This window comes from Vibrio sp. 378 (assembly GCF_033339435.1).
In genome coordinates this window covers 101217-113699 of record NZ_JAWOUO010000012.1, presented here as the reverse complement: position 1 = coordinate 113699, position 12483 = coordinate 101217, and the positions used below count along the sequence as shown (strand labels likewise).

At 45.8% G+C, this 12483-nt stretch carries 12 protein-coding genes; 3 read left to right on the top strand and 9 right to left on the bottom strand.

Annotated features, from left to right (window positions below; genetic code table 11):
- The 9 genes from gspK to gspC all read right to left on the bottom strand — a co-directional run.
- A partial coding sequence (gene gspK, locus R7Q48_RS19315; protein ID WP_318132409.1) for a type II secretion system minor pseudopilin GspK occupies positions 1 to 980 on the bottom strand: 980 nt, incomplete at its 3' end.
- Positions 973 to 1650: a type II secretion system minor pseudopilin GspJ gene (gspJ, locus tag R7Q48_RS19310; RefSeq protein ID WP_047103742.1), complete on the bottom strand. Its 678-nt coding sequence runs from the start codon at positions 1648 to 1650 to the stop codon at positions 973 to 975. The genes gspK and gspJ, both read right to left, overlap by 8 nt.
- Positions 1637 to 2026, bottom strand: coding sequence for a type II secretion system minor pseudopilin GspI (gene gspI / locus R7Q48_RS19305; protein WP_017820691.1), 390 nt, complete (start codon positions 2024 to 2026; stop codon positions 1637 to 1639). The genes gspJ and gspI overlap by 14 nt, the downstream gene beginning before the upstream one ends.
- Positions 2013 to 2612, bottom strand: coding sequence for a prepilin-type N-terminal cleavage/methylation domain-containing protein (locus tag R7Q48_RS19300; RefSeq protein WP_017635010.1), 600 nt, complete (start codon positions 2610 to 2612; stop codon positions 2013 to 2015). The genes gspI and R7Q48_RS19300 overlap by 14 nt, the downstream gene beginning before the upstream one ends.
- Positions 2613 to 2641: 29 nt before the next feature.
- A complete protein-coding gene (gene gspG, locus R7Q48_RS19295; RefSeq protein WP_005379298.1) occupies positions 2642 to 3085 on the bottom strand; it encodes a type II secretion system major pseudopilin GspG in 444 nt (147 codons plus the stop codon).
- Between the two features lie 59 nt (positions 3086 to 3144).
- Entirely contained in the window at positions 3145 to 4362 is a 1218-nt protein-coding gene (gene gspF, locus R7Q48_RS19290) for a type II secretion system inner membrane protein GspF (RefSeq protein ID WP_033905910.1), read from the bottom strand.
- On the bottom strand, positions 4362 to 5864 hold the full coding sequence (gene gspE, locus R7Q48_RS19285) for a type II secretion system ATPase GspE (RefSeq protein ID WP_005379296.1): 1503 nt from the start codon (positions 5862 to 5864) through the stop codon (positions 4362 to 4364). The genes gspF and gspE overlap by 1 nt, the downstream gene beginning before the upstream one ends.
- Positions 5864 to 7882: a type II secretion system secretin GspD gene (gspD, locus tag R7Q48_RS19280; protein WP_005379295.1), complete on the bottom strand. Its 2019-nt coding sequence runs from the start codon at positions 7880 to 7882 to the stop codon at positions 5864 to 5866. Before gspD ends, gspE begins: the two co-directional genes overlap by 1 nt.
- A 36-nt stretch (positions 7883 to 7918) precedes the next feature.
- Complete coding sequence (gspC, locus tag R7Q48_RS19275) at positions 7919 to 8845, bottom strand: type II secretion system protein GspC (RefSeq protein ID WP_256903251.1); 927 nt, start codon at positions 8843 to 8845, stop codon at positions 7919 to 7921.
- A gap of 253 nt (positions 8846 to 9098) precedes the next feature.
- Between gspC and hslR the strand changes: the two genes are divergently transcribed.
- From hslR to pckA, 3 genes are all read left to right on the top strand, one after another.
- A complete protein-coding gene (gene hslR / locus R7Q48_RS19270; protein ID WP_005379292.1) occupies positions 9099 to 9485 on the top strand; it encodes a ribosome-associated heat shock protein Hsp15 in 387 nt (128 codons plus the stop codon).
- A 31-nt stretch (positions 9486 to 9516) separates the two neighbouring features.
- Positions 9517 to 10392 (top strand): Hsp33 family molecular chaperone HslO, encoded by an 876-nt coding sequence (gene hslO, locus R7Q48_RS19265; RefSeq protein ID WP_213877196.1) that lies wholly within the window; start codon positions 9517 to 9519, stop codon positions 10390 to 10392.
- Between the two features lie 336 nt (positions 10393 to 10728).
- On the top strand, positions 10729 to 12357 hold the full coding sequence (gene pckA, locus R7Q48_RS19260; protein ID WP_054576821.1) for a phosphoenolpyruvate carboxykinase (ATP): 1629 nt from the start codon (positions 10729 to 10731) through the stop codon (positions 12355 to 12357).
- Positions 12358 to 12483: the final 126 nt, after the last annotated feature.

Below are 12483 nucleotides of genomic sequence, written 5' to 3'. Positions count from 1 at the left end.
CTGATCCCTCCAAAACGACGGCGAACTACGGTCACCGTTTCTCTATTTGTACTTTGCAAAAGGCTTCGGATACGTACACGTGATTCATCCACCAACACTTGTGCATCCAATTCAAAAAAGGCGCTATCCACACCCAAATAGCCTTTGGCGTTTTTCTTTACATCTTCACTTAAGCCAGCCATTTCTGACTCTGCTAAAAATTCATCAATGCTATCCCACCCATCAAATGGGCGTTTTTCAATTAGCTGAATCGCATCACTACTGCTTAAGTTTGGTGAGAACATTGCCACCAAAATCGGAGCTTGCTCAACATCAATCGTATTCACGTTTAAACGCCAGTCATCACTTGGTAATGCACAGACCAACGGCTCCAATTTTTGGAAAATTTCACCACTCACCTGATAGACAGCCCGTAACTCGGAAGCATCTGCCATCCAACCATTTGATGCCAAATAGGAAGGCTTCATCGCTTCATATGTGCTGTCTTCAACCCCAGTAGTCGAACGGACAGAGTCATCAGCATCAATGTATTCCCAAGTAGAGTCTGCAATGATTTCTGCTTGATATGGCTCGACATCCAACTCTTCTAATAGGCGCTGCAATACATTCACTAAATATGGTCTTGTAATTTGCTGACCCGTTGGTTGCACACGACTCAATACATTTAGATTAAAGCACGCTTGCTTGTCTCTAATTCGTCCCGCCGCTTGACCATAATCTAACGGATAGACTTGCTCTTTTATCGCCCACGGTTGACTCATATTAATCGTGTCGGTGTCTTTATAACTTTGCTCGATACCCACTTTTGCTAGCGCCTCGACGCCAAGGCTGTACCAATACGCTTGCTGGTAATTGATTTGATTAGCGCCTCGCTGAAACTGCAAGAACAAACGTTCCGACATACTGGCAGCAACCGTCGCCATAATCGCCAGCAACATCAACACTATAATCAAAGCAACACCGCGCTGACGGTTAACCATTATTGCTGTCTCCTGAACTTTCCTCTTTCTGACTCAATGTGCCATCAGGAGTGAGATAAGTGCGGGCAATTTCTCCATAGTCTTTGAGAGTGAGAACAACAGAAACCGCTTTCGGCAGCGCTTTTTCTTCAGCCCACTCTTTTTTCCATTGCTTACCATCATAGAAACGCATATCAAATGACTCGACCTGCGTTAGCAATGGAGTAACAGTACCTTGTTGCCCAACCGGCGTATCAGGATAGCGCCACCATACTCGCTGCAGTGTTTCTTCTTTTAGGCGATAGCCAACCTTGGTTACTTCTCCACGAGGGAACTGCTGCTGAGGGTTGTGCCAACCTAAACGGGCAAACATCAGTCCTTTGGTATCGGAGTCCAACAGGTAATCGGACCAAAAAATTAGCCGGCTAGCAGGCTCTTCACCATTAGTACGTGTTTGACGCATCGCCATTTGACGAAAATCGTTATCCATCATCACCATGGCACGCTGAATTTCGTTTAAGCGTTGGGTTCGTTCTTGTGATAGCGCATTGCTACGCTGTACTTGCGATACCACTTGGTACGCAGCGACACTTAAACTGGCAAAGATGGCAATCGATACCAACACTTCAATAAGTGTAAAACCTTTTACCCTTTGGCGCGTATTTGCGCGGGGATTATTATTGCGCCACATAGCTTCGTACCGTTACTACAGGGCTCGCGCTTTTCTCTACCGAGACGCTCACATCAAATGCTTTCAGCAATGGCTGCGTCGTGGCGACTGGCGTGACTTTCCAGAACCAAGTGCGTCCTGCCAGCTCTTCTGTGCCGTTTTTCGCTTTGAGTTCTCCGGTATTCAACATCACATTTGCCATCTGATTATCCACAACCATGGCTGCAAACATTTTTTCTTCTAAATAACTGATTGTATTAATATGCTGGCTCACGGAGCGAATGACACTGATGGCAGCGGTGGCGAAAATTGCCAGTGCGACCAATACTTCCAGTAAGGTCATGCCTCTCGTCCGGCGATGACTCAAATTTGGGTGAGCTTGCTTAAAATTGCGCATTCTCATCCTCTTTCACTTCTTCGCCCGGAGCTAATAACAAAATTTGTCCACTTTCTTTGCCAATGACTCGCCAACCGTCATTAAAGGCATCACCATTTTGCGGAAAAAAAGACAGGGTAAATGGCGTGACTTCGGCACTGGAAAATATAAACACTTGCGGTGGCTCAATTTTCTTTTCGTCCTCTTCTTCTGCGAACATGTCTTCATCAAAAAGAGAACCTGGTTTGAATAAGCGCTCATCATTATCCCAAGCACCACCTCCGAGCTCGAGTTGTAGCGTAATATCTTCTTCTAGCTTGGTTTTGCTCGGAATCTGCTTTAATTTCAGAGGCTGCCAACCTTCTGAGGTTAAACTCAGTAGAGCGTAGGTCGATTTGGCATCATCCACTCGAACGCCAAAATCTTTACCGCTCAGCACCGCTTCTTCATTGAGCAGCTGTAAACGCTGAAAAAAGCTTTGAGCATACTGTTTGGAAAGATCTTTTTGGCTAGTCGGTAACGTCGAGATCACGGCCACAGCCGTAAGAGATAGCAAAACCAGCACCAATAGAATTTCTATCAATGTAAAACCGTTATGTTTTCGCATTTGTTTCATTAGTGCTGGCTTAGGCTCAATTATTGGAAATCTTGCATGTTCCAGTTGCCAATATCTGCAGCTGGACCTTCTCCACCCTCTTGGCCATCTGCGCCTAGAGTGAAGATATCGATTGTACCGTTATCACCTGGGCTTAAGTATTGGTACTGGTTGCCCCAAGGGTCATTAGGAAGACGTTTGATGTAACCACCATCACGGTAGTTGCGTGGCTCTGGGTTAGATGGCTTACTAACCAATGCTTCTAGACCTTGGTCCGTTGTTGGGTAAACGCTGTTATCCAACTTGTACATATCTAAGGCATTTTCCAACGCGACAATGTCCGTAATCGCTTTTTGTTGGTCAGCCTTCTCTTTGTTACCCAATAGGTTTGGAACAACAAAACTTGCCAAAATACCTAGGATAACCACAACAACCATCACTTCTAAAAGTGTAAAACCCTGTTGTTTACTACGCTTAAACTTCATTTTTTTCTCCGAAAGTTAGATTAAAGCCATGCCGTTAGTAGACACGTCTTAATTCGAAATTATCCGCTCATCAAGTTATTCATTTCTAACATTGGCATCAAGGTCGCCATCACAATGAACAACACTAATCCAGCCATTAATGCAATCAGCGCAGGAGTAAACACACCCAGAGCAATATTGACTGTTGATTCAAAGTTTTGATCTTGGTTATCGGCTGCCCGCGTCAACATGCTCTCTAATTCACCACTTTGCTCACCACTGGCGATCATGTGTAGCATCATTGGTGGAAACAAGCGGGTTTGGTCCAACGCCTTACGCAGACTAGCGCCCTCTCGAACGTTATCCGCTGCAAGCAACACTTGCTGCTTCACATAACGGTTAGACATAACATCTACCGCAACGCGCATACCCTCTAGAATTGGAATCGCACTGGAAGTACAGATCGAAAGCGTTCGTGCGAATCGTGCGGTATTCAAACCTCGAGAGATCTTACCTATTAGCGGTAAGCTCAAGATTTTTCTGTCCCAAGCTAAGCGAAAGTCTGGCTTTTGCAACGCCAGTTTGAGGCCATAGAAAAGCACCACCAGCACAACGAAAATAATCAGCCCCCAATCTTGCACAAACTCACTGGCTGCCAGTAAAAATTGCGTCGATTGAGGTAACTCTTGGCCCATCTGAATGATGGGTTCAATGATTTTAGGAACCACTGTCGCCAATAAGAACGAAACGATGACAACCGCGAATACCACCAAAACTACAGGATAAATCATGGCTTGAAGCAATTTAGATCGCATCTTTTGGCGGTTTTCGACATAGTCTGCCAAACGCTCTAATACGGTATCGAGGTGACCTGATTTTTCACCCGCCGCAACCATGGAGCGGTACAGTTCATCAAACACGTGTGGGTAATCGGCAAAACTGTCGGCAAGCGGATAACCCTCTGTTACTTTCGAGCGAACCGCAGCCAACATAGAACGAATCCTCGGCTTTTCAGCCTGCTCAGAGACCGCACGCAAACACTCTTCCAAAGGCATTCCTGATTGGACTAGCGTAGACAATTGCCGTGTGATGAGTGCCAGCTCAGATGTTGAGATACCGCGCTTAAAGCTGACTGAACCTGAAGACTTAGCCGATTTAGCTTTCGTCTCGACCACTTCAATCGGGATCATCCCTTGCTCTTTGAGTCGCTGGCGCACTTGTCGGGCGTTGTCCCCTTCTATCGTGCCTTTTTTATGCTTGCCTTTTGCATCTAGCGCTTTGTACTCAAATGCCGCCATTAGGTTTCCTTCGTCACTCGCATCACTTCTTCAAGTGACGTAATACCACGACGTACTTTGCTTAAACCATCACTGCGAATACTTGGCGTATGGGCGCGAACGGCTCTCTCAATTTCTTGTTCACCAGACTCTCGATGAATCAACTCTTGCACTTGCTCATCAACCATAATGAGCTCGTGGATACCTGTTCGACCTCGGTAGCCTTTTTGGTTGCACGCTTCACAGCCTTTTGCTCGGTGCAGTTCTAACGGTTCATGCGCTTCCATACCAAACAGTTTTTTCTGTTCCGCATCGGCTTCATACGGCTCTTTACAGCTTGGACAAAGCGTTCGAACTAAGCGCTGCGCTAGCACCCCTAATAACGAAGAAGAAATAAGGAATGGCTCAATACCCATATCACGTAGACGCGTAATCGCACCCACTGCGGTGTTGGTGTGGAGAGTAGACATTACCAAGTGACCCGTTAAGGACGCTTGCACTGCAATTTGTGCGGTTTCTAAGTCACGAATCTCACCGACCATCACCACATCCGGGTCCTGACGCAGAATGGCACGCAAGCCGCGCGCAAACGTCATGTCGACCTTTGGGTTCACCTGAGTTTGACCGATGCCATCAATATCAAATTCGATCGGGTCTTCAACCGTTAGAATGTTGCGTTCGTTGCTATTGATCTCTTGCAAGCCAGCGTACAAGGTGGTGGATTTACCAGAACCTGTCGGGCCCGTCACCAAGATGATACCGTGAGGGCGGCCAATCAAGTGACGGAAGTTGTCATGCACTGAAGGTGTCATGCCCAAACTATGTAAATCAAGACGAGTCGCGTTTTTATCCAACAAACGCATTACCACGCGCTCACCATGTGAGGACGGCATCGTAGATACACGCACGTCCACCGCACGACCACCGATACGCAACGAAATACGGCCATCTTGAGGCACACGCTTTTCTGCGATATCTAGTTTAGCCATAACCTTCACACGAGAAACTAGCAAAGGCGCTAGCTTACGGCTTGGAGTCAGGACTTCACGCAATACGCCATCGACACGGAAACGAATCGAAAGGGTTTTCTCGAACGTCTCAATATGAATATCCGACGCACCTTCTTTGATCGCTTCGCCCAACATGGCGTTGATCAATTTGATGATTGGCGCATCGTCTTCCGATTCTAATAAGTCTTCATCATGCGGCAGTTCTTCAGCCAAAGAGAAGAAATCATCGCTATCAGCACCAATATCTTCCATCAACTGACGCGCTTCAGACGAGTCGCGTTGATATGCTTCGGTCAGCTTTTTATCAAAGGCTTCTTTATCGATAGGTTGCGGTACGAAGCTTTTCTTTAATACACGACGGACTTCAACCAGAGCCGCAGGGTTAAGCGGCTCGACATAGTAAAGAATAGGTGGACGCTCAGGATGCTCTGTCTCCAGCACCAGTTTAAAGCGGTTGGCAAAACTGAATGGCAGACGACGCATACTTGGCGCTGTGTCTAACATATCAACCATTAGTTGTTTTCCATTTGATCAATAAACGCTTGAATCTCTGTTGGGTGCTGACGCTCCTGGCCAAAGGCTGGCATAACCGGGATCTTCTCGTCTGCCATCAACTTCAACCCTTGATCCGCTTTATAAAGCTGTTCTGCGCGAATAAAGTTGTATTTACGCTGCGTAATACCGTCAGCCGTCACACCATCGCGAATAATCGTCGGCTTGATGAACACCATCAAGTTACGTTTTTCTGTTTGCGTGCTAGTTGACTTGAACAGATGGCCCAGTACCGGAATGTCACCCAATAGCGGCACTTTAGACTCACTTTCAAGTGCGCGTTCATCGACCAAACCACCAAGAACCAACATCTGACCATCTTGGATCATGACAGAGGTGTTTAACTGTCGTTTAGCAAAGCGAACGTCAACCGCACCGTTCGCGCCTAATACGTTGGAAACTTCTTGTTCAATGTTTAACTGTACAGAGTCACCTTCGTTAATTTGTGGCACTACTTTGAGTTTGATACCGACTTCTTTACGGTCAACCGTTTGGAATGGGTTGTCGTTGTTTGAGCCAGCCGTAGAGCCCGTAATAACCGGAACCTCTTCACCCACAATAAATGATGCTTCGCCATTATCCATTACAGTGATACTTGGAGAAGATAGAATGTTTGAGTTGGAGTCAGAAGCAACAGCACTAATTAGCGCTGTCCAGTCACCCATGACAATACTCATTGCCGCACCATTTACTCCGCTAAGTGCTGACGCTAGCGTAGAGTAGTCACCTGATTCAGTAACATCATATGGCGTTCGTTCGCCATTAGAGTTGGTATAGTATTCAGTTCGGGTTTGATCTTTTGCTTCTTCTAGACCAACCATCACCTGACCAATCGGGGCTCCTGAGTTACCGTACTGAATTACAGCACCCGTTTCTAATGAACCCCACTGAACACCTAGGTTAATACCATCACCTTCAGACATTTCGACAATTAACGCTTCAATAAGAACCTGAGCACGACGAATATCGAGTTGAGAAATGACGTCTTGTAATGCCATCATAATATCTGGTGGCGCTGTTAAAACTAACGAGTTAGTTGCAGCGTGAGCAGCAATGACGACCTCACCACGCGATGCGCCTGATGTTTTCTGACCGGCTTGCTTTTCAGCTTGCAGGTTATCGGAAACACCTTTCAATACATCCACCAAGTCTTCAGCTTTCGCATTTTTCAGGTACACAACTCGGTTGTTACCTTTTGTCGCCATTTCAACATCAAGTTGACGAATCAAACGTTTCAAGCGGGCTCTTACTTTTGGATCACCAGAAATTAAAATCGCGTTAGTACGTTCATCGGCCACAATTTTAGGTTCAAGGAACTCTGGCGTGCTTTTCTGATTCGCACTTTTATTCAGTGCTTCGACAATGCGTACCATTTCAGCAGCAGATGCATTACGCAGCTCCACCAATTCAATTTCTTTATCGCCGGCTTGGTCAACACGCTTGATGATCTCTGCTAAGCGATTCACTACTGCCGCACGACCAGTAATCAAGATAATATTCGCTGGATCATAATGAACCACGTTACCGGCACCGGCGTTATCAATCAGCTGACGAAGTAGAGGAGACAACTCACGGACCGACACATTACGCACCGCGACAACTCGAGTGATAACACTATCGCCTTGCGCGCTGCCATCACCTAACACAGGGATTGCTGAGGTTTTTGAGTCTTTTGCTTTGATAACCTTAAGTACCCCATTGTCCATCTCTACGACTGCGTAACCGTATACTTCAAGGACATTAAGGAAAAAGCTGTAATATTGCTCTTCGTTAAGTACGTCATAGCTGCGGACATCGATCTTACCGCGTACTGAAGGATCAACAATGATGGTCTTTTCGAGGTTACGACCCACTATGTTGATGAATTCTTGAATATCAGTGCCTTTAAAGCTCGCACTAAATTCGTTTGCCATTGCACCTGGTACGCAGAGTAAACTTCCTGCTAGTAGCCAAGCACTTTTGCTGAACCAATGTTTCACGTATGTCTCCCTGAACTTACGCCGGTTGCCTAAGTCTTACAATTGGATATAGATATCGTACTGTTGGCCGTCTCGCTCAACAGTTAAATTTAATTCTTGCGGATCGCTCATCACTTGCATCAGTTGTACTGAAGAAGACGGATCACTTAAATCGATCCCGTTCAGTTGAACCGCAATATCACCGGGTTGTAGCCCTACATCATTAAATAATGCGGCATCACGACCAGGTGATACTCGATAACCAACAATGTCTCCGTCTTTTTTGACGGGTGAAATGGTGATGTATTTAAAAACGCTTTGTGGATCTTTCGCAATTTCCTCGCGGATTTGCTCTAATTTCTCTCCAACGTCAGACGTCGCTGCTTCTGCTCGCTGAGCTTGCGCCCTAGCTACCTGCGGCGATTCAGATAGCTTCTTATATTCTATACCTTGCATCATTAAGGTCTCGTCTCGACCTTGGTTATCAATGATGACGCGATCCACCAATACCGCTTTTAGCGTCGCACGTGTCCCTTCGATTTCTTCACCCAAACCGTACGTAGCTTGCTTACCTCGGTTAGCAATAACAGCAAGGCTGGTATTGGCATCACTGCTGGCAACCGCACCGACTAGCGTGAGGTTAAGGCGCGTCTTAGGGGCGTCTTTAACAATGGGCTGTTCTACAACTGCCGCTTTTTGCTCAGTGTATTTACCGAATAGGTTGGCATTCTGAAGGGCATTAAAATCTATCGCGTCGCCTTTATTGCTCGCGACAACGCCACTCGCCGATGGACGCCATTGCGGCACTTCCGACGATTGAGGTATGGCTAACCACACAATTTTGCCAAGTATCCATCCGGTTATCGCAATAAACAGACAGGTAAGCAACAAGCTAAGTTTGGCTTGAATGGTATAATGATTGGACTTGATCTGAGCCAGTAGCGGTCTGCTTGATAATCCTGCACTTAGCTCTAAACGTTTCACTGAATGGATTCCTTTATTCTAACGTCCGTCATTTAAGCTATAACGATAGCTATCGACTTTAAATTGCTAAATTTGCAATAAAATTATTACTCAACAAAGAGCAGTGAACTATATCACAAGTTGTCTTTCATACCTTTTTCTTATGCAGTTTTTGCCAACTCCCTTGAAAAAAATACGCCTTGACTCCATCTGTAGGTGAATAATCCATCACTCATTGCCGTATTCGGGCAGTGATTAGATAGCGTAGTGTTCTATGAGTTCCCTAAATGAAGCCGTTAGGCTAGATAAATGGCTATGGGCCGCAAGATTTTACAAAACCCGCTCCATCGCGCGTAACATGGTCGATGGCGGTAAAGTCCACTATAATGGCCAACGAAGCAAGCCGAGTAAAATCGTTGAAGTGGGCGCTGAAGTAAGACTTCGTCAAGGCAACGAAGAAAAAATCGTGATCATCGAACAAATCTCAGATCAACGCCGAGGCGCTCCCATCGCACAAACCTTATATCGCGAAACTAATGAAAGTATAGCGAAACGTGAGGAACACGCGACTCAACGTAAGCTTAATGCCCACAACCCAAGTCCGGAACGCCGCCCAGATAAAAAGCAGCGCCGAGACATCATTAAGTTCAAACACCAATAAAAGCCGGAATTACCAACGAGGAAAGCACTCCATGGCAAATAATGTTTTAAACCGCTACCTATTCGAAGATCTTTCAGTACGTGGCGAGTTGGTACAATTGGATGAAGCGTACCAACGTGTTATCTCCAGCAAGGAATATCCGGCAGCAATAGAGAAACTGCTGGGTGAGCTACTCGTTTCAACTACTCTTTTAACTGCCACTCTTAAGTTCGAAGGTTCGATCACCATCCAGCTACAAGGCGATGGTCCTGTGTCTCTTGCCGTTATCAACGGTGACCATAACCAACGTGTCCGTGGCGTAGCTCGCTGGGAAGGCGATATTGCCGATGACGCAAACATTCACGATCTAATGGGTAAGGGCTACCTTGTGATCACTATCGAACCGAAAAACGGCGAGCGTTACCAAGGTGTCGTTGGATTAGAAGGTGACACTTTAGCAGAAGTGCTAGAAGGCTACTTTGCAAACTCAGAGCAGTTAAAAACGCGCCTATGGATCCGCACTGGTGAGCATGAGGGCAAAGCACACGCAGCAGGTATGTTGATTCAAGTGATCCCTGACGGCACTGGCTCTCCAGATGATTTCGAACATCTAGAGCAGCTCACTGATACAGTAAAAGATGAAGAATTGTTTGGTTTAGAAGCGAACGAGTTATTGTATCGACTATATAACCAAGACAAAGTTCGTCTGTACGAGCCGCAACCTGTCGAGTTTCATTGTGGCTGTTCTCGTGAGCGTAGCGGTGCCGCAATCATCACCGTTGAGAAATCTGAAATTTATGACATTTTGGCAGAAGTTGGATCAGTTTCTTTACATTGTGATTACTGTGGCACAACTTATACGTTCGACGAATCTGAAGTCACTGAACTGTATGCACAAGCTTCTACGGACAAGAAAACCCTGCATTAATTTACATAGCTTATCAAGCACGTAATTTACCCTACAAAAGGCCAGCTTAATGCTGGCCTTTTTGTGATCAACCCCTCGTAATAACTAGCCTCAAGCGTAATAAAACAACTGCTTAATTTTAAACAATTAATAATGATTTTGCCCTAGCGCAAAGGATTGCGTGCACGATAGACTATTCCCACCAATATGTGACGGGTTACCTAAAACCTTATTGAAATCATGGGTAAATTTTGAGCTATCTCCCTGTTTTCTCCCCGCCCCGTTGCTAGCATGGTGAGCAGATTAAAATTAAAACATTCTTACAAAATCCCTACAAAATCCTTATAAGGAGCACCTATGACCGTTATGGAACATACTAAGGCTGCAACACTTGATCTAACCAAGCACGGACTGCATAACGTAAAAGAGGTTATTCGCAACCCAAGCTACGAAATGTTGTTTGAGGAAGAAACGCGTGAAGACCTAACCGGTTATGAGCGCGGCGTGGTTACTGAACTAGGTGCGGTTGCCGTTGACACTGGCATCTTTACTGGTCGCTCACCAAAAGATAAATACATCGTCAAAGACGCTACGACAGAAGAACATATGTGGTGGACGTCTGATCAAGTGAAAAATGATAACAAGCCAATCACTCCTGAAGTGTGGGACGAGCTAAAAGAACTGGTCACAAACCAGCTTTCTAACAAACGCTTGTTTGTTGTTGACGGTTACTGTGGTGCAAACCCAGATACACGTTTGAGCATTCGTGTTATCACAGAAGTCGCATGGCAAGCGCACTTCGTTAAAAACATGTTTATTCGCCCGACAGAAGAAGAGTTAGCGACATTTGAACCAGACTTCGTGGTAATGAATGGCGCAAAATGCACTAATCCAAAATGGGAAGAGCAAGGCCTGAACTCAGAAAACTTCACCGTATTTAACCTAACTGAGCGCATGCAACTTATCGGCGGTACTTGGTACGGCGGTGAAATGAAGAAAGGTATGTTCGCGATGATGAACTACTTCCTTCCACTAAAAGACATCGCATCAATGCACTGTAGCGCTAACATGGGCAAAGATGGCGATGTAGCGGTATTCTTCGGTCTATCTGGTACGGGTAAAACGACCCTGTCGACTGATCCTAAACGTGCGCTAATTGGTGATGATGAGCACGGCTGGGATGATGACGGTGTCTTCAACTTCGAAGGTGGTTGTTACGCAAAAACCATCAAACTTTCGAAAGAAGCGGAGCCGGACATCTACAATGCAATTCGTCGTGATGCACTGCTAGAAAACGTAACAGTACGTGGCGATGGCTCTATCGACTTTGATGATGGTTCGAAAACAGAAAACACACGTGTTTCTTACCCTATCTACCATATCGATAATATCGTTAAGCCAGTATCAAAAGGCGGTCACGCGAATAAAGTGATCTTCCTATCAGCCGATGCATTTGGCGTACTGCCTCCAGTATCTAAATTGACACCTGAGCAAACTAAGTACCACTTCCTGTCTGGCTTTACCGCCAAACTAGCGGGAACAGAGCGCGGTATTACTGAGCCAACACCAACTTTCTCTGCTTGTTTCGGCGCGGCGTTCCTAACGCTCCACCCAACAAAATACGCGGAAGTACTGGTAAAACGCATGGAAGCAGCGGGCGCTGAGGCTTACCTAGTGAATACTGGTTGGAACGGCACTGGCAAACGTATCTCTATTCAAGATACACGCGGAATTATTGATGCCATTCTTGATGGTTCGATTGAAGAAGCACCAACTAAGCACATTCCAATCTTCAACCTTGAAGTACCAACGTCACTACCAGGTGTGGATCCTAGCATTCTAGACCCTCGCGACACGTACGTTGACCCACTTCAGTGGGAAAGCAAAGCGAAAGATTTAGCAGAGCGCTTTATCAATAACTTTGATAAATACACAGACAACGCTGAAGGTAAATCCCTGGTTGCGGCTGGTCCTCAGATTGATTAAATCGAGTAACAGCGACGTCGCGTAAACGCAGTGAAAAGTTGGCATTAACTTATCACCTTTACGTAGGCCAAGTTACAAAAATTGCTTCAAGCCCCTCTTTTGAGGGGCTTTTTATTGAATACCACA